General features: G+C 55.0%; 17 protein-coding genes. 7 read left to right on the top strand and 10 right to left on the bottom strand.

The genetic code is table 11. The features are described from left to right. Both QZ383_RS09800 and QZ383_RS09795 read left to right on the top strand, forming a co-directional pair. Positions 1-296 (top strand): hypothetical protein (locus tag QZ383_RS09800; protein WP_291445041.1); only part of this gene is annotated, 296 nt, incomplete at its 5' end. 1,516 nt (positions 297-1,812) lie between these two features. Continuing rightward, positions 1,813-2,316: a prolyl-tRNA synthetase associated domain-containing protein gene (locus QZ383_RS09795; protein WP_291445039.1), complete on the top strand. Its 504-nt coding sequence runs from the start codon at positions 1,813-1,815 to the stop codon at positions 2,314-2,316. Between the two features lie 158 nt (positions 2,317-2,474). Here the strand turns inward: QZ383_RS09795 and QZ383_RS09790 are convergent, their stop codons facing one another. Then, positions 2,475-3,608, bottom strand: coding sequence for a DUF362 domain-containing protein (locus QZ383_RS09790; protein WP_291445037.1), 1,134 nt, complete (start codon positions 3,606-3,608; stop codon positions 2,475-2,477). Between the two features lie 513 nt (positions 3,609-4,121). Between QZ383_RS09790 and QZ383_RS09785 the strand changes: the two genes are divergently transcribed. Both QZ383_RS09785 and QZ383_RS09780 read left to right on the top strand, forming a co-directional pair. Further along, entirely contained in the window at positions 4,122-4,661 is a 540-nt protein-coding gene (locus tag QZ383_RS09785; protein WP_291445035.1) for a flavin reductase family protein, read from the top strand. A gap of 36 nt (positions 4,662-4,697) precedes the next feature. After that, on the top strand, positions 4,698-5,195 hold the full coding sequence (locus QZ383_RS09780; RefSeq protein ID WP_291445033.1) for a nitroreductase family protein: 498 nt from the start codon (positions 4,698-4,700) through the stop codon (positions 5,193-5,195). A 112-nt stretch (positions 5,196-5,307) separates the two neighbouring features. On the opposite strand, the gene QZ383_RS09775 is transcribed toward QZ383_RS09780, so the two are convergent. The 4 genes from QZ383_RS09775 to QZ383_RS09760 form a co-directional block, all read right to left on the bottom strand. Further along, positions 5,308-5,973, bottom strand: a complete 666-nt coding sequence (locus QZ383_RS09775) for a type 1 glutamine amidotransferase domain-containing protein (RefSeq protein WP_291445031.1) — start codon at positions 5,971-5,973, stop codon at positions 5,308-5,310. A gap of 92 nt (positions 5,974-6,065) precedes the next feature. Beyond that, positions 6,066-6,650: a TetR/AcrR family transcriptional regulator gene (locus tag QZ383_RS09770; protein WP_291445029.1), complete on the bottom strand. Its 585-nt coding sequence runs from the start codon at positions 6,648-6,650 to the stop codon at positions 6,066-6,068. Between the two features lie 299 nt (positions 6,651-6,949). Beyond that, the gene (locus tag QZ383_RS09765; RefSeq protein ID WP_291445027.1) at positions 6,950-7,771 is read right to left on the bottom strand and encodes a phosphodiesterase; all 822 of its coding nucleotides are present in this window, start codon (positions 7,769-7,771) and stop codon (positions 6,950-6,952) included. Positions 7,772-7,775: 4 nt separating this feature from the next. Next, complete coding sequence (locus QZ383_RS09760; RefSeq protein WP_291445025.1) at positions 7,776-9,119, bottom strand: MFS transporter; 1,344 nt, start codon at positions 9,117-9,119, stop codon at positions 7,776-7,778. Between the two features lie 308 nt (positions 9,120-9,427). Between QZ383_RS09760 and QZ383_RS09755 the strand changes: the two genes are divergently transcribed. The 3 genes from QZ383_RS09755 (at position 9,428) to QZ383_RS09745 (ending at position 14,999) form a co-directional block, all read left to right on the top strand. Continuing rightward, entirely contained in the window at positions 9,428-10,525 is a 1,098-nt protein-coding gene (locus QZ383_RS09755; RefSeq protein WP_291445023.1) for a LacI family DNA-binding transcriptional regulator, read from the top strand. A 200-nt stretch (positions 10,526-10,725) separates the two neighbouring features. Beyond that, positions 10,726-11,085 (top strand): metalloregulator ArsR/SmtB family transcription factor, encoded by a 360-nt coding sequence (locus tag QZ383_RS09750; protein WP_291445022.1) that lies wholly within the window; start codon positions 10,726-10,728, stop codon positions 11,083-11,085. Next, positions 11,082-14,999: an MFS transporter gene (locus QZ383_RS09745; RefSeq protein ID WP_291445020.1), complete on the top strand. Its 3,918-nt coding sequence runs from the start codon at positions 11,082-11,084 to the stop codon at positions 14,997-14,999. Before QZ383_RS09750 ends, QZ383_RS09745 begins: the two co-directional genes overlap by 4 nt. Positions 15,000-15,162: 163 nt before the next feature. On the opposite strand, the gene QZ383_RS09740 is transcribed toward QZ383_RS09745, so the two are convergent. The 5 genes from QZ383_RS09740 to QZ383_RS09720 all read right to left on the bottom strand — a co-directional run bounded on the left by QZ383_RS09740 (position 15,163) and on the right by QZ383_RS09720 (position 18,109). Next, the gene (locus tag QZ383_RS09740; RefSeq protein WP_291445019.1) at positions 15,163-15,777 is read right to left on the bottom strand and encodes a LysE family transporter; all 615 of its coding nucleotides are present in this window, start codon (positions 15,775-15,777) and stop codon (positions 15,163-15,165) included. 94 nt (positions 15,778-15,871) lie between these two features. Beyond that, positions 15,872-16,252, bottom strand: a complete 381-nt coding sequence (locus tag QZ383_RS09735) for a hypothetical protein (RefSeq protein WP_291445018.1) — start codon at positions 16,250-16,252, stop codon at positions 15,872-15,874. A 122-nt stretch (positions 16,253-16,374) separates the two neighbouring features. Continuing rightward, a complete protein-coding gene (locus QZ383_RS09730) occupies positions 16,375-16,545 on the bottom strand; it encodes a hypothetical protein (RefSeq protein WP_291445016.1) in 171 nt (56 codons plus the stop codon). Positions 16,546-16,814: 269 nt separating this feature from the next. After that, positions 16,815-17,348, bottom strand: a complete 534-nt coding sequence (locus QZ383_RS09725; protein WP_291445014.1) for a lysozyme inhibitor LprI family protein — start codon at positions 17,346-17,348, stop codon at positions 16,815-16,817. Positions 17,349-17,419: 71 nt separating this feature from the next. Continuing rightward, the gene (locus tag QZ383_RS09720) at positions 17,420-18,109 is read right to left on the bottom strand and encodes a helix-turn-helix transcriptional regulator (protein ID WP_291445013.1); all 690 of its coding nucleotides are present in this window, start codon (positions 18,107-18,109) and stop codon (positions 17,420-17,422) included. Positions 18,110-18,169: the final 60 nt, after the last annotated feature.

Below are 18,169 nucleotides of genomic sequence, written 5' to 3'. Positions count from 1 at the left end.
TGCTCCAAAGCCCCTTGCTGCTACTAGCGCAAGGGGCTTTGTCGTTTATCCCCCCTTCGCATACTTCCTTCCTCGCGGCCTTCCTGCCTGCCAACATCCCTCCGCTTTACCGCAACGCCACCTTGGGCGCGGCCTTCTTCTTCTTCTTCTTCTTCCTCCTTCTCCTTCTTGCTTCACAGCCTCCCTCTGCCCGAAATCCCTTGAACCTCATCGCTTGCAGTTCTGCCAGAGCCTGTCAGCCGCATTTACGCAAACCCGTCTTTTACGCCCTGAATGCGTCAGCACCGAAATTTTGATGCTCACGTACTTGAGTACGCTGCGCTCAAAATCCCGGCGCTTCCTTTTCAGGTCGCAAAATGCGTATTTTGCAAATTCGACCAACACCCGCACATCGCCTCCGCCTCCGCTCCGGCGAGTCTAAGGAAGGCAACGCCACAACCACCTTTTGATCACGACCTGCAAAAGGCAAGATAGAAGGCGGCACCACAACCATTTCACATCATTCCCGCTGAAAGGCAGGGCACCTTTGCGCCAAGTGCTTTGTAATTTCATTGCAACTCTGCGCATTCAAAAGGTGATGCAATGTGACTCCGCAACCTTTCTTTAATTACTGCCTGCAAAAGGCAGGATGGAATATGGCGCTTCAGCAATCTCCTGACCATGACCGTTGAAAGACCGGTGGATGTTAGAACTAGAGGAAAGCGACTCTCGGCTTGCTTCAGGTCTTGTCCGCAAACAATCTAGGGACTCAGGCAGCATGAGGAGACACTTGTTCATTGTAACTGTTCGCCCGCATGTGCTGAAAGTGACTCCGCAACCTTTCTTTAATTACTGACTGCAAAAGACAGATGATGTTAACGACTCGCCATTGGCTTCTTTAGCCGTGGGGCTTTCGCTTCGAGGTGACTAGGAGAGTAAGCAACACGTCTTGCCCGTGATGATGGCCATAGCGAAGCCAGATTTTTTGCAATGCAACAATTATTGCTGTGAGGGTAGCTTGAGCCAACGGCCAGTTTTAACAGTATAATTGTTATCAGGGTAGTTGGCTAAAACGGACTTTATCCAAAGCAAATGCGCGATCTGGCATTTACGCGGCGCGGAGGGAGATCGCCTGACCGAGCGAAGCGAGTGAAGGAAGCTCCCGGAGCTTCAGCCGCGTTGCCCTCGCCATGCTGGGGTAATTGGTAGTCCCTCTTCGGGGTGCTTCGGGGGGGATGCAAGGGGGGCCGAGAAGGGGGCATAGCCCCATAACCGGCCCCGCCTTGCTGCGCGCCGCACAGGCGTCCCAAACTCCGCCGGACGGCGGAATCCCATGCCCGAAGGGCAGCTAATATTAAATAGATCATCGCAGCCGAGAGCCGAATCCCAGGCCGTTGAGGTGAAAGCGTGCTACAGGATGGGAATCAAGTGCCCGAAGGGCAACAAAATCTAAAGGTTCGCCTCAACTGAGAGGTAAATCCCAGGCCGTTGAGGTGAAAGCGCGCTACAGGATGCGGAATCAAGTGCCCGAAGGGCAGCAAAATACTTAAACTCTGCGATGAGCAGAAATTGCACACCACTCAGGCGACCAAACTCCGCCATTGGGCGTGATCCCGTGCTGAAAAGCAATGAGAAAAGTATGATGTGCTAAGCAAAGCAGACGGTGCGCACTACACGCGTTCTCTGCAGGAGAAAATGCTCTTCCTTGCATCAGCAGCAGCTTGGATTTAAACTAATTTTCTGTATGATCCTATATGACGTATGGGCAATATTTAAACGTGTATGCCAGTCTCTGAGAACACGTATTTTTTGATATGCTGCTATGGAGATGCAATGTCTAATCTTGAGAAACGACAAAAAGTCTATGACTACTTGAAGCGGCTTGGAGTGAAGTACACAGTGACGGAGCATCCGGCCGTTTTCTCAATTGATGAAATGAAGGCCCTGAAGATTAATCTTAAAGGTGACGTCTGCAAAAATCTTTTTTTGCGAGATTCCGCTGGGAAGCGGCATTTTCTCGTGACCATGTCCAATGATAAAGCCGCACCCTTGAAGGTCTTGCAGCAAAAACTGGGTACTTCCCGGCTAAGCTTTGCCTCGCAAGAGCGCCTCGCCAAGTATCTGGATTTGGCCCAAGGGGAAGTAACTCCTTTTGGCATTCTCAATGACGAGGGCTGCGAAGTTGAGCTTGTATTTGATACTGCCCTTGAGGGTAATCCCTGCCTTGGCGTTCATCCCAATGACAATACGGCAACCGTCTGGATTTCTTTTGACGACCTTTGCCGTTCTGTTGAGTCGCATGGAAACCGCATCCATATGGTCGCGCTGGATGACTGATTTCTTGCAATTTTAAATGTTCGTTCCATTAATGCTGGTTATATTGCCATAGTGCTTGCCCGTGTTTTGCCCTTTGCCGATTAAGACCTCTGGCTCATGCGGCATTACGCAAGAAAGGCCGGGTTGCCCCGGCCTTTTTCACATCTGGAATAATATGCTTACTTCACCACAATCAGATCATATTCGCGTGTGCCAAGGCCGATTTTTTCGGCATGCTCCAGGCAGGCACGCCACTCGGATTCAGGGCCAGAATTTTTAAAGTGGTCGTGGTGATCCACAAATCCTTTTTTCGCAAGATTTTCCGCAAGCTGACTGCCAGGTAGGGGCTTTGCCTTCATGCAGGCATCCACACAGGCCTGATCAAGCGCCAGCGGATCAAATGAGGCAAACATACCGATATTGGGCAGAATGGGAGCGTCATTTTCGCCATGGCAATCGCAGTTGGGCGAAACATCCACAATCAGCGAAATATGAAAGTGCGGGCGACCGTCCAGCACGGCCTTGGTGTATTCGGCCATTTTGTAGTTGAGCATTTCAATGGCGGCATCATGGGCAAAAGAAATGGCGTCAAAATTACACGCGCCCAGGCACCGGCCACAGCCAACGCAATTATTGTGATCGACCGTGGTTTTCTTGGTTTCGGCAGAGTAGTGCAGGGCGTCATTGGCGCATTGCCTGATGCAGGCCTTGCAGCCAACGCACAGCGATTCGTTGATATTGGCCTGGCCGTTGCTGTGTTGCTCCGTTTTACCGGCGCGCGATCCGCAACCCATGCCGATGTTCTTGATGGCTCCGCCAAAGCCGGTCATTTCATGCCCCTTAAAGTGGGTGAGGCTGATGAAAATATCGGCATCCATAACGGCGCGGCCAATCTTGGCTTCCTTGACATATTCGCCGCCCACCACAGGTACAAGGGCTTCGTCCGTGCCTTTGAGTCCGTCGCCAATGATGATGGGACAATTCACCGTAAGGGGCGTAAAACCGTTCTGCCAGGCGCATTCCAGATGTTCCAGGGCATTTTTGCGGCTGCCGGGATACATGGTGTTGCAGTCGGTCAAAAAAGGTTTGCCGCCAAAATCCTTGACCGTGTCAACAACGGCGCGCGCATAGTTGGGGCGCAGGTAGCTGATGTTGCCAAGCTCCCCAAAGTGCAGTTTGATGGCAACAAAGCGGCCCTTCATATCAATATGGCCGATGCCAGCCTTTTTGATCATTTTCTTCAGCTTGGTGGGCAAGCCATCGCCAAAAGCCTTGGTGCGAAAATCTGTAAAATACACCTTTGCTTTTTCCATAAATATTCACCTTTGCGTTTAGCTGTATGAACCGGAAAGATTGCATTGCACAATTGAGCGGAGTCCAAAAGAGCAGCAACTTGTGAGCGGTTGCAATTTTTTTGTTTCCCACTTTCTTGGGCGCGGGCTGCCATGAGGAGAATACTGCCTGCGGCATGGGGCTGCCAAGAGCGGGCAGGCTATAATCCCGAAATTTTCATACCCCTGCCAAAGGGGAAGTCGCTAGCACGATTCTCCTGTTTATTTGCCTTATTCTCCAAAATCATAATCTGGGCTGATGGTTATGCTGCCGGATATGCCCCGCGCGGCCCATACAAATAAATCTGCTTGACTTATTATACGACCGGTCTAATAATCGCCTTGCGACTTGGGAAGCAGCCAAATTTCTTGCAAGTGATTGCAAGCCCTATGCGCGAGAATCATCCATGCCCCCAAGCCCGTTCAGGCTGCCCCCAAAAATCAGCCAAAGGGCTTTTAAGGCCCCAATATATCACCCTAAAAGAGGATAGAACTATGGAAAGGAAAAAGATCATCGTTGCCGAATACGCCAAAAATATTCTTGAAGCTCTGCCCAAGGGCATATTGCTTACTTCAAAAGCGGATGGCCGGGTAAACAGCATGACCATTGGCTGGGGAACCCTTGGCATTGACTGGTCCAGCCCGGTATTTGTGGCCTATGTGCGCGAGCACCGCTTTACACGCGAATTGCTGGATAAAAATCCCGAGTTCACCGTCAACGTGCCTTTTGGCGAATACAGCAAAAAAATTCTCGGCATTTGCGGCTCCAAATGCGGACGCAACCTGGACAAGATTTCTGAAGCAGGCCTGACTCTGGTGGATTCAGAGCTTGTTTCTGTGCCCGCCATTAAGGAGCTGCCCCTCACCCTTGAGTGCAAGATCGTGTACAAGCAGAAGCAGGATCTCCCCAGCCTGATCACCGAATACCAGTCAAAGTTTTACCCTCAGGATGTTGACGGCTCCGCAGTTGGAGCAAACCGGGATGCGCACATCGCCTATTATGGCGAAATTGTCAGCGCGTACATTCTGCAATAAGTTGAATTTGGCAGCACAATAACCAAGGGGGTTCCCATGAAGGAAATTTTCCACAGGGTCAGCGTGCGCAAGTTTGAAGACCGCGCCGTTGAAAGTGACAAGGTCGAGCAGATTTTGCGTGCCGCCATGGCCGCACCCTCTGCGGGCAATCAGCAGCCGTGGGATTTTTATGTGGTGACATCCAGGGAAAAGCTGCACGCGCTTGCTCAGGTCAGCCCTTATGCCGGGTGCGCCGCAAATGCCCCCCTGGCCATTGTGGCTGCCTATCGGCAAGAGGGCTGCCGTTTCCCCCAATATGCGCAGATTGATCTTGCCATAGCTATGCAAAACCTTTGGCTGGCGGTGGATTCGCTGGGGCTGGGCGGCGTATGGCTTGGTGTTGCCCCTGACGAAGACCGAATGGAAAAGGTGGAAAAAATTCTGCCTGTGGCAGCAGGGCAGAGGGCCTTTGCCATTTTCCCCATAGGCTATCCTGCGGAGCAAAAAACGCAGCAGGACAGGTTTAATGCAGAGCGCATCCACTACGTGAAATAACTTTTGGCCTGGCTTCCGCACTTGCTGTCGAAGCCAGACCAAAATCAACGACAAACGCCCGGTTCCCCTGAGCAATGGGGAACCGGGCGTTGATGCTTTTGTACGAGATAACTTACCGCAGGCGTTCAAGAACCGCCTGGGCAATGGGTTCGCTGGACGCCGGGTTTTGCCCGGTTATAAGCTTGCCGTCCACTTCCACATGCGGCGCCCACATGGGGCCGACCACAAAGTTCGCGCCTTCGCTGCGCAACGTTGTTTCGAGCATAAAAGGAACTGCCTTTTCCAGCTGCATGGCAATTTCTTCATCATCGGTAAAGGCCGTTATGGTTTTGCCCGCCACAAGGGGGGAGCCGTCAGACTTTTTGGCACCTACCAGCCCGGCCGGGCCGTGGCACACAGCCGCAATTATCTTGTCTGCTTTGGCAAAATCGTTGAGCAGGCGTTTCAGTTCGGCATCGGTGGCAAAATCCATCATGGTGCCGTGCCCGCCAGGCAGAAAGATGGCGTCAAAGCCTTCGGCCTGAATCTCCTTGAGAGGCGCAGAATTTTTCAGCAGTTCAATGATGTCGGGCCATTTGGCAACAGAGGCATCATCAAGGCTGTGGGGATCAACTGGCACCGCGCCGCCCTTGGGGCTGGCAACGGTTATGGAGAGGCCTGCCTTTGCCAGCGCAAGATAGGGAACCGCGATTTCTTCAAGCCACACGCCTGTTTTTCTGCCGTTGGTCAGGGCATCGGCGCTGGTCGTAACCATGAGTATTTTTTTCTGCGCGTTCATAAGAATGCTCGCTGTTATATGTGCGGTGTTGGTTGGAATGCCGCAGATTCTGGCTGACTTTGAGCCTGCCGTTTTTTTGTTGCGGCGTAAAATTACTTTGCTGTTAAAACCCTTGTGAACAGCACATTCACAAATTGTTTCAGCGGCTCGGGCGAGCGCATGACCTTTGCCCGCAAGATGGCTCCCTCCCAACCAGAGAGAAGAAAGCCTGCAAGCGATTGGGCGTCAAGCCCCGGATTCAGTTCGCCAGCCGCCTGTGCTTCGTGCAGGCACTTGGCAAAAAGTCCAAGCCAGTCGTGGAAGACTTCTTCCAATCGGCATCTGAACCGTTCGCTCTGGGCGGCTAGCTCCTGTCCCAGATTCCCGATGAGGCAACCCTTGCTGAAGTTGTCCTGCACTGTACGTTCAATGCTTTCTTCCAGATACCTACGGATGCGCTGGAGCGGGGGCATCGTTTCGGCATCAAGGTAGCCGTGCAATTTTTTTGTATAGTTTTCAGCAAAGAGGTTGATGACCTCGATGCCGAAATTTTCCTTGGTGCCAAAATGGTGGTAGAACGAGCCTTTCGGCACGCCCGCCGCCTTGAGTATGGCGTCTATGCCTGTGGCGTTGAAGCCGGAAACAGCGACTATTTCAACACCTACAGCAATGATTTTTTCTCGTGCGCTTTCTTTCATGGCTAAAAATTAGACCGGTCGGATAGTGATGTCAATATCTGCTGCGCGCAGTTTTTTATCAACTTGGCGCGGGCAATGTGAACTGGAGTGGATGCTTGGATAGCAAGTGGAGGCTAGAGGCTGAAGCCTGTACGCAAATGCGGAAAGCTAGTTCAAAATAAGCGGATTTGGCAGAAGCAGGGCAGAAAATAAGGAGGGGGATGCAGGTATGACGGCTTGATTTCAAGAGGGTGCCGGGGCTGCCAACCCGATGTCGGCAGCCCCGGCCCGCTTGCGCGGGTGTTTCATGTCGGGAAACACTATTGGGTAGGATTCACCGAGCCAGCAAAGGGATACGGCCCGGCAAACGTAGCCTGCACTGCAATCTGGCAGATGTGGGAATTCCACACGCCGTTGTCAAAGTGGTGGAGCAGATAACCCGGCGTCTCCATACGGAAGGTGTCTCCGCCCTCGGGGGAGAGATCAAGGTCTATCTGCATGGAAACCGCAGGCGCCGTCATGGCGATCCGCCCATGCCACTCGGTGACGATGGGGCGGTGCATGTGGCCGAAACTCAGCCGCATCTGCGGGTTGCGCTCAACAATTGCTGCGAAACGCTCCATATTTTCAAAAGGTTCGTCCATGGCACCCATGCCCGTAACAAACGGCGGGTGGTGCATAAAGAACATGGTTGGCGTATCCGGGCGCTTTGCCAGTTCACGCTCCAGCCAGTCGCCTGTTTCGGCGGGGAAGTGGCCGGAATGGGAGCCGGGGCTCATGCTGTCCATCATGATCAGCCGCAGGTTTTCCTCTTCCACCGTATAGCAGAGGTAGGGCGCAATATCTTCCTTGGCCGGGCACCAGTGGGGCATCACCTCGCGCAGGCGGTCGCGCCTGTCGTGGTTGCCGGGCACGGCGTACACGGGCACCCCAATGGGGGAGAGTTCGTCGTGCAGGATGTGATATGCGTTAAGGTCTCCGCTGTCGGCAAGATCGCCTGTGATGATAATAAGATCCGGCTGTTGCGTCAGGCTTTTCACGTGAGCCACGGCTTCGTCCAGGCAACGCCGGGTATCTACCACCCTGAAAGACAGGCTGTGGTCGCCCCGCAGGTGCGTGTCTGAAAGTTGCAATATACGCATGATGCTAACCCTGAGCGGTTCCCGCAGCCTGCGCAGCCAGTCTGTTATGCCGCGCCTGGATGGTAAAGGCAGAGAACGCGCTGGTTGCTGCGGCTACGAGTACGAAGATGCAGATGTAGAAAGGATCGCCGTCGTTCCACTGGATCAGGGCGGTGCACACGCCGGGCACTATGCCCGCAACCAGAAAGCCCGGGAACTGGTACACGATGGAAATACCCGTGTAGCGCACTTCAGCCGGGAAGAGGTCAGAGAACAACGCGGCCTCAGGCCCAAAAACACCAGCGTAAAAGATGCTCAGCGGGATGGCGATGGCAAGGCCAACCAGAAACATGTTGCCGCCGCTGCTCTGCATAAGCCAGAACGAGGGGAAGACGGAAATGCCGCAGGCAAGGCTGGCAAGGCCGTAAATGCGGCCTCGGCCAAAGCGGTCGGCCAGGCGGCCGGCGATCAGGATAAAGGGGCACATGAGCAGGGCTGCAAACATGACCGCCGTAAGTGCCTCAGTGCGCGAGGTATGGATCTGCTGCACCAGATAGGTGATGGAAAACACGGCCAGCACGTTGAAGAACACGCCGTCAATCCACCGTGCGCCAACGCCCAGGGCAATATTGCCGGGATAGTTCTTGCAAACGGTCACGATGGGCAGGGTCTTCTTGCTGGTATCGCCCTTGGCTTCGGCCTTGCGGAATTCTGGGGTTTCCAGAATATGCGTGCGCACATAGAGGGCAATGGCGATGAGCACCACGCTCACGAGGAAGGCAAAGCGCCAGCCCCATTCCAGGAACTGCTCGTTGTCCAGCAGCCAGGAGAGCAGGGCGACCATGCCGGAAGAAAGGCACAGACCGGTGGCAAGGCCCATCTGGGGAATACTGGCGTAAAAGGCTTTTTGCCGATCACTGGCGTACTCATAGGTCATGAGCACTGCGCCGCCCCATTCACCGCCAAGGCCAAGGCCCTGACACAGGCGCAGCGTTTGCAGGATGATGGGCGCGGCAATGCCAATGGAGGCATAGGTGGGTACAAGGCCAATACCCATTGTGGCAATGCCCATGATGAGCATGGTGAGAATGAGCATGCGCTTGCGGCCGAGCTTGTCGCCGTAATGGCCGAAGATAAAGCCGCCAAGGGGGCGTGCAAGATAGCCGATGGCAAAGGTGCTGTAGGCCATGATGGTGCCGATGAAGGGGTCGGCGGTGGGGAAGTAGAGCTTGTTGAACACAATACCCGCCACCACGCCGTAGAGGAAAAAGTCGTACCATTCAATGGTTGCGCCAAGCAGGCTGGCAATTACGACCTTGCGCATTTCTTTTTTGGAAGGAACGTATTTTTGCTGTGAGCTGTCGTCCATACAGACACCCTCCGTGTGGGCTGTCAGCACCGCAATTCTTTTGCGGGTGCAATTAAAATTTTAATTGAATTTTAATCATGCGGTGGAATAAAATTTTAATATAAAATTTTTTAATTGCCTCCACTTCAAAAATAATGTTGAATATGGCTAAATTTAGGGTTTGATATCACGCTGAAAAAATTTGTGTCAATTGAATATTTATTAAATAAAAAATAATTCTTTTGATACTTAAAAATCTGAATAAAGCCTTAGGCCTGGTTTCCATGCGTCGCCGTGTGGGATCGCCCATGACTGAACAGGAGGCTGCCATGACGGCAGAAACAAGCAACAAGAGCCGCGTCAGGCATACCGCCGCAAAAAAAGTTACGCTTGCCCATGTGGCAAAGGCTGCCGGAGTTTCCCAGGCTACGGTTTCAATGGTGCTCAATGGGCGCGAAGGTGTTTCGTTTGCGGACGAAACCATTGCAGCAGTTTTTGCGGCGGCGGAAAGCCTGGGCTATCGAGGAGCAAGAAGGGCAACAGGTTGTGCAAATGTTCCCTCAGTGCTTGTGGTGGCCCCCAACGTCACCAACCCATATTATTCCACCGTTATTCAGGCCATGCAGCAGGCCGCCGCGCTCAAGGGCTATGCCACCAGCATCTATACCACCTACCGCAGCCTTGAGAGCGAGCTGGCGGCCCTGCGCCTTGCGCGCAATATGGGCATGGCGGGCATTATTTTTGCCATGCTGGCCCATCCGGAAGAAGTGCTTGAAAAGGCAGACCGCAAGTTGCCCATGGTTGTTATTGGCGACAGGCGGCAGGATCTTAACGTGGATACCGTGGAATTGAACAATTACGACGCAGGCAGCCTCATTGCCCGGCATATGCACGATCTGGGGCATCGGCATCTGGCCTACATTTCCACCACGCTGGATCAGGCCAACCCCATCCGCATGCAGCGATTGCAGGGTCTGCGCGACACCTTTGCACAGCTGTGCCCCCAAGGCACGGTGTTGGTAAAAAGCCGGGATATCACCCCCGAGACAGAGCTGGAGAATTTGCAGATCGAACACATTGTGGGGCTTGAACTGGCGCGCAAATGCCTTGACGACAAAAAAATTACCGCCTTTGTGGCGGTGAACGACATGGTGGCCTACGGCGTGATAGATGCCGTGCGCGGAGCAGGCTTTACCATTCCCGGCGACTACAGCGTTTGCGGCTTTGACAATATCTTTCCCTCAGGCTTTGCGGGCGTGGCACTGACCACGGTTGAGCATTATATGCGCGACAAAGGCCGCAACGCGCTGGAAATTTTGCACAATAAAATCAGCGGTGCGGCCTCTGACCGAAATATCACCCGCGTGGAATACAGCCATAAGCTCATTACGCGCACATCAACTGCTGCGCCGCGCGCTGGCGGCTAGGGGCAGCGCGCGTTACGAATCCTGCGCACATTGCGGACAATACTGACCGGGAAATAGGGAGTATTTCACCGAGGGATTTGTCCCCCTGACCAGTGATGCCTCTGTTGCCCTTTTTGCTGCTTATCCAAGGCAATTATTAGGTATAATTGAGTAAAAAATTTCCTTTGACATATTATAACTAAAAAACTAGTTATATAGTTATGAGAACAACGTACCTTAATACCCTCCCTGAACATTGGCAGCCCGTAGCCGCAGTATTTGCCGCGATGGGGGATACCACCCGCCAGCGCATCCTGCTTTTGTTCGAGCCCGGCGAGGAGCTTTCCATCAAGGATATTGCCGCAGAATTTGATTTTGGCCGTTCCACCATTGTGCACCATCTGGCAGTGCTGGAAAAAGCCGGAATCCTCACCGTGCGGCGCGAAGGCAGGCAGGCCCTGTATTCTGTATGCCACCATATTGTGCTGGATTCTCTGGAAAAACTTCGTCTCTTTATTGAAGAAGACCTGCAAGAAGGGGCTGCCGCGCGGCCCCAAGCTGAAAAGGGAACAAACGCATGAGCCAGTCGCCAGAATCACTCCCGGCAGCCAATGGAAAAAAAATCCTGCTGAGCATGGGCACCACCTATGCCATGGGCACATTCAACGACAACTTTTTCAAACAGGCCGCTCTGTTGCTTGCCGCCAGTGCGGGGCTTGAGTCCATTCAGGGCATTGCCTCCGCCATGTTCGCCCTGCCGTTTGTGGCCTGTTCTGCCTGGGCAGGGTGGCTGGCAGACCGCATGCCTAAAAATAGAATGGTCATCTGGTCAAAATTTATGGAGCTGGCGGCCATGCTCTATGGCGTTTGGGCGCTCGTGGATATGAACTGGGCGGGCATGGTGGCGGTGGTCTTCTTGATGGGTCTGCAATCCACAATTTTCAGCCCCGCCCTTAACGGAGCCATACCGGAAAGCTTTCCTCCGCAGGAAGTGCCACGGGTCAATGCCCTGCTCAAACTGGCAACCACGGCAACTATTCTGCTGGGTATCGCCGCCGGGGGCGTTGTGCTGGATCTGCCCGAATTTTCTGCATTTACCGCATTCATCCCGCAGGGGGATCACGGTTTTGGCCGAATGGCAGTGGGGGCGGTGGCTGTATTTATCGCTGCTATCGGGCTGGCGTCCGCCTTTGGTATTGGCAAAAGCATTGTTTCTGCCGGGGCGATCGCTCCCTTTCCCCTGTTGGGGCCTGTGCATTCCGTGCTCCACGCGCTGGAGTGCCGCAGGCGTGACCCGCATCTGTTCCTTACACTTGCAGGGGAAGCTTTTTTCTACTGCCTCTCGTCCTTTGCCCTGCTGTGCATCAATAATCTCGGCATCATCCAGCTGGGCTTTTCGCTTACCGTTACGAGCCTGCTTTCTGTGGCGATGATGATTGGCATATGCGTGGGTTCCGTTCTGGCTGGCCGGTACGAGGCCACAAGCTGGCGGCGCATTATGGTTCCGGCTGGCGCAGGGCTTGGCCTTGGCCTCGTGCTTGCGGGCCTTGCCCCCTTGCTGCCGGAGGCGCTGCAATTTGTATGGCTTTTCTTGTTGCTGACGTTTTCCGGTGTTTGCGGTGGATTGTACCTCATACCACTTGTGAGCTTTATTCAGGTAAAGCCAGCCGCCACGGAGAAAGGAAAAACACTGGGGATTTCCAACTTTTCGTGCTTCAGCGGCATCCTTCTTTCCGGTTTGATTTTCGCATGGCTGGGCAAGGTGCCGCCAGCCTGGCTTTTGGCTGGTAGCGGTCTTGCGGCGCTGGTTTTCATCAGCTGGGCCGCAGTGCGAATTACCCGCATGTTTTCTTGCGGCAAGCGTTTCAGCCTTGCGGGGCTGTGTTTGCGCCTGCTGCTGGGCCTGCGCTACCGCGTGACTGCGACCGGGCTGGAAACCATATCCGGCCACGGCCCAATCCTGTTTATGCCCAATCACCCCGCGCTGATTGACCCCATTATTGTCTACTCGTTGCTGGCGAATCATGCGCCGCGCCCCCTCGCAGACGAGCGCCAGATGGAAGGCCCGCTCGGGCGGCTGGCAGCAAAGGCCCTGCGCGCCGTGCTTATTCCCGACGCCATGAAGGATGGGGCCAAGGCCCGGCAAGGCGTTGAGGCTGGCATGCAGGCCGTGCTGGATGCCTTGCAGGCTGGGGACAATGTTTTGCTATACCCGGCAGGGAGGATTTATCGCTCGGCCAGGGAGAGCCTCGGCGGCAACTCCGGGGCAGCTCTTATTCTGCAAAAAATGCCCGACCTGCGCGTGGTGCTGGTGCGCACAACCGGATTGTGGGGCAGCGTTTTCGGCTACGGTGCCACAGGCAAAGCGCCGCATTTCGGCAAGGTGCTGTTGCGTGGCGCGCTGGCGGTAGTTGCCAACCTGCTGTTCTTCACCCCGCGTCGCCCTGTGACGGTGGAGTTTGTGGAGGCTGATGATCTGCCCCGCACAGGCGACAAACGTGCGCTCAACCCCTGGCTGGAGCAGTTTTATAATCAGGCGGAGCGCCCGGCGCAGGAATTTCCCCGTTTTTTTTGGCAGGGAAGCGAGGCCCGGATTCTGGATGCCGTGCCGCAAAACCGAACGGCAGAGGAGGCGGATATCCCTGCGGAAGTGCGCGCCGCTGTGTATGCGGCCCTGCGTGAGGCGGCGGGCCTGCCGGAAAATCAGCCGCTCTCGGACGACATGACCCTTGGCGGCGATCTGGGGTTGGACAGCCTGGCCCTCATGGATCTGTCCCTCAGTCTTGAAGGTGCGCAGGGAGCAACCGTAGCGAATCTGGAGCTTCTGGTTACTGTGCGTGATTGCCTGCTGGCGGCAAGCGGTCAGCTTGGCGAGAACAATGCGGACGCTCCCGCGCCCGCTGGCTGGTTTGCGCCTGCCGCCGGGCACAAGCTCGCCATACCGGAACATGCCGCAACCATAGCCGACGCTTTTCTGACCCAAGTACGTTCAGCCCCTGCCCAGCCATTGCTGGCAGACCGTGCAAGCCTGCGCAACCGGAGGGACATCCTGATGGGCGCATTGATTCTGTCTTCGCGCTTGCGGGCGCTGCCCGACGAACGCCTTGGCATCATGCTGCCCGCCGCGCCAGCAGTGGTTACGGTGTGGCTTGCCGCACTGCTGGCAGGCAAGACGCCTGTGCTGTTCAACTGGACGGTGGGGCAAGCCAACCTCCGCCACTGCATTACTATAACCGGGGTCAGCCATATTCTCAGCGCAACGGCCTTGCAGGATAGGCTGGAACGCCAGGGGCTGGGCCTTGCCTCCCTGCCTGTTCAGTGGGTGCTGTTGGACAAGTTGGCAACATCATTGACCATCCGGGAAAAATTCTGCGGCGCATTCAAAGCCCGCCTGCTGCGCAATCTGAAAAAATACGCGGTGCCGGAAATAGCGGCTGTGCTCTTTACATCCGGCTCGGAATCCCTGCCCAAGGCCGTGCCCCTGAGCCACGCCAATCTGCTTGCCAATGCCCGCGATATTGTGGAGGTGCTGCACCTGGAGCCGGACAACAGCGTGCTTGCCATGCTGCCGCCCTTCCATTCCTTCGGCCTCATGGTGAATATTGTATTGCCCCTGTCGCTGGGCATCCGGGCCGCCTTTCATCCCAACCCCACTGAGCCCGGCCCGCTGGCGGCTATGGTGCGCGATTACAGGCTTACGCTCATGGCCGCGCCGCCTACATTTCTTGGGGCAGTGCTTGACCGGGCAGCAGGGACAGAGAATCTGGCAAGCCTGCGCTGCGCCTTTGTGGGGGCGGAGAAATGCCAGGATCACGTCTACCACGCTTTTGCCGCGCAATGTCCGCAAGCGGCGCTTTGCGAGGGCTATGGCGTTACGGAATGCTCCCCGGTGGTTTCCGTCAACAGGCCGGGCAACATTGTGTGCGGAACCATAGGACACGCCATGCCCTCGGTAACGCTGGCCCTTGTGCGCGAAGAGGGCGGCAATATCTGCGGGCGCGTGGCGGAGGGGCAGACCGGCATGCTTCTGGTGCGCGGCCCCAGCATCTTTGGCGGCTACCTGAGTGATGCGCCCTCGCCTTTTGTAGAGTTTGAAGGCCATACATGGTACCGCACCGGCGACCTTGTGCGAATGGATGAAACTGGCCGCCTGACCTTCCAGGGGCGGCTCAAGCGCTTTGTGAAGATTGGCGGAGAAATGATTTCTCTGCCGCAGATCGAATCCGTGCTGCTTGAAATATTCGGCAAACGGGGCGATGCGCCGGAGCAAGGGCCTGCGCTGGCGGTGGAAGCCACTGCGGAAGAAAACGGCTCGGCAATTATGCTCTTCACCCCGATGGCGCTCTCCCTGCCGGAAGTGAATGCCGCCCTGCGTGGGGCGGGGCTTTCATCCCTGTATGCGATAAAGCGCATTGTGAAGGTGGAGGCCATCCCCCTGCTGGGCAGCGGCAAAACTGACTACAGAGCGTTGAAAGGGAATTCTGACGCGGTTTAGTTTACGTACCCAGAATGCTGTTATGCAAAGGGCCGCAGGGACGATATATGTTCCTGCGGCCCTTTTGTGATACCTTTGATTATTGCTGGAAGTGGTGAGGCGCGGCATGTTTATATTTGCACCACGAGCCGCTATGCGGGGAAAGCTCCGATAGCGGCTACTCTCAAGGTTGCCGAATTATCGTGTAGAGCAGAGAGCCAAGCGCATAAAAGCCGAAACCCATAAGAACTACCCCGGACATTCTTGATACGCAAAGGGAAAATCCTTCGGGCAAGCGCCGCTGAGCCAGGGCAACCCCGCCGCTCAACAAGAGCCACCACAATAACGACCCCAGAAATACTCCCGCAACAACGGCAAGGGCATTGGCTGTCCCCGGCGCGTCGGTCAATCCGAGGCCAGCGAACAGTGCCGCAAAGGAGAAGATGGTCACCGGGTTGGTGAGCGTAAGAAGGAATGTGGAGGCGATAGTGCCGGAGAGTCCCCTGAAATCATTGGTGCGGGCATGTGTTGACGGCCGATGAGGATTTGGCCGCAGGCTTTTCCAGCCAAGCCAAAGCATGAACAGACCGCCTGCAAGCTTGAGCCACGGGGCAAGCGTCGCCAGTGTTGTCGTTAAAGCTGAAAAACCGATTGCTGCAAGGCACGCGTAGATGGCATCGGCCAGAGCTGTTCCCAGCCCCCCGGCTACCCCGGCCCAAAAGCCGCGTTCAAGCGCGCGGCTTATGCACAATACGCCGATGGGGCCAAGGGGAGCTGCCACGGCCAGGCCGAGAAGCATGCTTTTACAGAATAAGAGGAGTTCCATCTGGCGGTCTTTTTGCTGTATGCGGCAAATCGCTCGGCATCATAACATGCTTTGCAGGCTGCATTTGTTACTTTGAAAAAATGGCATACAGCGCATTACCAGAGTAGTTATATTCAGTGTTTGTCAACAGGTGATGAACTCTCCGCCTGGCATGCCTCAGTTCATCCTTCAGGGGCTTCCAGCAATCAACCTTTCGTGTCTTTGCCGTGTTTCCATCATGGTTCTTGATGCTCGGGGCATCTTCATTATCAAGCCACCATGTTGAAAATTCTTTGTAACCCCAGTCAGTTGTCAGCACAATGTTGAACCTGTGCCCGAACTCTTCTTCCGGTTTATTGGATTTAAATCCTGAACCAATTTCAGGATCAAGATGCCTCTCTTTCATTCTTGCAATATCAGCAACAATTGATTCGTAGCCTGCATCCTGATTCCCTTTTGCCTCGACCATAAGCTGGATTGCTTCATCCTTTACCGGACTAATTTTTCTGGCAAGAAGATCAAGCTTTGCTGTCCCAGCTTCGTCAGTTATTTTTTTGTAACTGTGCTCGTTAAATACAACGAATCCATTGTTTATAAGCGTGTTCGCAAATACGTGGTCAGACAGCGCTCAGGAATATATTTTATAAACTTTCCATCTTTTGTAACACCAAATGGAATATGGAGTTTAATTGCCTCTGAAAGGTTTGCAAGCCCCTCAACAATAGATTTTTCAACTTGGGAAAGCGCCTGGCTGGAATCCATGACATCATTCTTTGTAAAAAGTTTGTTCTCCGTCATTAATTGAGACGATCATGACTGCGCGAGACGGTAAATTGAAATATGATAACTTGCTAAAATAGTAATATCAATAAGTCGGTGGGCTGTTTCGAGGGGCCTGGCAGTGCGCATTGCCTATGGAGCCTTTTGCTTTGCCAGCCGCGCGAGAGGTCAGGGTACAAAAAAAGCGCACCCCCAAGGATGCGCCTTTGCTGTCATTGATTTGCACCAGCCGTGATGCCGGATTTTGTTCGCTACTGCTCGGCGCTTTCCTGCAAAACATCAACCCAGCGCGTCATGCGGGCGGTTTGTTCCAGGTACCAGAGCGATGCCATAAGTGGCGAAAGGGTGCCGCCGTTGGGGTCAAACATGGCAAGGGAACCGCTTTTGCGCAGAGTGTCCCACGCGCTCAGGGCGTCATTAAAAGCCTTGGAGCGTTCTGGAGTAAGGGTGGCGGCAACGCGTGCACGTTGCGCGTTCAGGCGGGTTTCAAGGCGCTCCTGTTCCGCATTCATGCAGTCCTGCATGCCAGTTGTCACCCCCGCAGCTTCGTCCATGCAGGCCTGATAGGTCTGGCTGAACAGATTCTCCACCGGAAGGGCGGAGTCTTGCTGATCCGGGCTGTCGGCGGCAGCAGTGGCGCTGGCATCCTGCTGCGCCGGGGGCGCAGCTTGCGGCGCAGCCTCTGCGGCAAGGGCGGGGTGGGCAACAAGCAGCACGGCGCAGAGCACACTGAATGCGGCAAAATTGGCAAAGAACGTTGCAAAGGATAGACGAGCAGACGACATCCCAGACTCCTTGGCGAAAAAACCTGATATGTTGAAAGTGTACGCGCGCCGGGTGCCGTGCGCAAGCATTCTTACCTGTATTCCCTTCCAGACCACAGCACGCGGCCAATAACCCTGAACTGCTCGGCGCAGTCGCCGCGCAGGTCAAGGCTCACAGGCGGATAGGCCGGGTTGACGCTGTTCAGCACAATCTTGCCGGGCAGCTTGTCTATGCGTTTTATATAGATGGCGTCTTCAAAGCCAACGGCATAAAGCCGCCCAGGGCTGATTTCCGTCTGGCCCCGATCCAGCAGCACCAGATCGTTGTCAAAAATTTCCGGCACCATGCTGTCGCCAGAAACACGCATGAGCACCATGCGCCGGGGGTTGCCCTTGCGGCGTAAAAAGTCGCCCCTGAAGGCATAGCTGCCCTGGCTGTGACTGTTGACCTCAAGACTGCCCGTTCCGGCAGAGAGCCGCGCTTCTGCCAGCGGCACACTGATGAGATCGGTTTCGAAATCCGCCTGAATGCTGGGCAGTTCGCCATCTGCCGCTTCCGGCAGCCGCATGGGGCCGCTGCCAAAAAAAAGCCAGTGGGCGTTTACGCCTGTCTGGGCGGCGCAGGTCTGAATCCACGCAGGCGGCACTTCGCCGCGCTTGCGCGCTCCGCTCACGGATTGCGGGGTGATGCCCAGCGATCTTGCCAGTTCCGCATCGCTGACCACGCTGAGGGCCTGCATAAGCCTTTGCAATGTTTCTTTGAAGTCTGATTTTTCAGGCATGGCGTTCCTCGCTTCCGCGCGAATGGGTGATTGCCGCACACGCTTTCGGCGGGGTTGTTT

The sequence above is a fragment of the Desulfovibrio sp. genome (assembly GCF_019422935.1).
Taxonomy (GTDB): domain Bacteria; phylum Desulfobacterota; class Desulfovibrionia; order Desulfovibrionales; family Desulfovibrionaceae; genus Desulfovibrio.
This window is presented reverse-complemented; position numbering and strand designations above follow the sequence as displayed.

Bases quoted from the DNA above. Each gene is read 5' to 3' on its own strand.
- QZ383_RS09720 (WP_291445013.1), bottom strand. From the start codon at position 18,109: ATGCCTGAAAAATCAGACTTCAAAGAAACATTGCAAAGGCTTATGCAG.
- QZ383_RS09730 (WP_291445016.1), bottom strand. From the start codon at position 16,545: ATGGATTCCAGCCAGGCGCTTTCCCAAGTTGAAAAATCTATTGTTGAG.
- QZ383_RS09750 (WP_291445022.1), top strand. From the start codon at position 10,726: ATGAGAACAACGTACCTTAATACCCTCCCTGAACATTGGCAGCCCGTA.
- QZ383_RS09765 (WP_291445027.1), bottom strand. From the start codon at position 7,771: ATGCGTATATTGCAACTTTCAGACACGCACCTGCGGGGCGACCACAGC.
- QZ383_RS09790 (WP_291445037.1), bottom strand. From the start codon at position 3,608: ATGGAAAAAGCAAAGGTGTATTTTACAGATTTTCGCACCAAGGCTTTT.
- QZ383_RS09735 (WP_291445018.1), bottom strand. From the start codon at position 16,252: ATGGTCGAGGCAAAAGGGAATCAGGATGCAGGCTACGAATCAATTGTT.
- QZ383_RS09795 (WP_291445039.1), top strand. From the start codon at position 1,813: ATGTCTAATCTTGAGAAACGACAAAAAGTCTATGACTACTTGAAGCGG.
- QZ383_RS09755 (WP_291445023.1), top strand. From the start codon at position 9,428: ATGACGGCAGAAACAAGCAACAAGAGCCGCGTCAGGCATACCGCCGCA.
- QZ383_RS09785 (WP_291445035.1), top strand. From the start codon at position 4,122: ATGGAAAGGAAAAAGATCATCGTTGCCGAATACGCCAAAAATATTCTT.
- QZ383_RS09760 (WP_291445025.1), bottom strand. From the start codon at position 9,119: ATGGACGACAGCTCACAGCAAAAATACGTTCCTTCCAAAAAAGAAATG.
- QZ383_RS09725 (WP_291445014.1), bottom strand. From the start codon at position 17,348: ATGTCGTCTGCTCGTCTATCCTTTGCAACGTTCTTTGCCAATTTTGCC.
- QZ383_RS09745 (WP_291445020.1), top strand. From the start codon at position 11,082: ATGAGCCAGTCGCCAGAATCACTCCCGGCAGCCAATGGAAAAAAAATC.
- QZ383_RS09740 (WP_291445019.1), bottom strand. From the start codon at position 15,777: ATGCTTCTCGGCCTGGCCGTGGCAGCTCCCCTTGGCCCCATCGGCGTA.
- QZ383_RS09775 (WP_291445031.1), bottom strand. From the start codon at position 5,973: ATGAACGCGCAGAAAAAAATACTCATGGTTACGACCAGCGCCGATGCC.
- QZ383_RS09780 (WP_291445033.1), top strand. From the start codon at position 4,698: ATGAAGGAAATTTTCCACAGGGTCAGCGTGCGCAAGTTTGAAGACCGC.
- QZ383_RS09770 (WP_291445029.1), bottom strand. From the start codon at position 6,650: ATGAAAGAAAGCGCACGAGAAAAAATCATTGCTGTAGGTGTTGAAATA.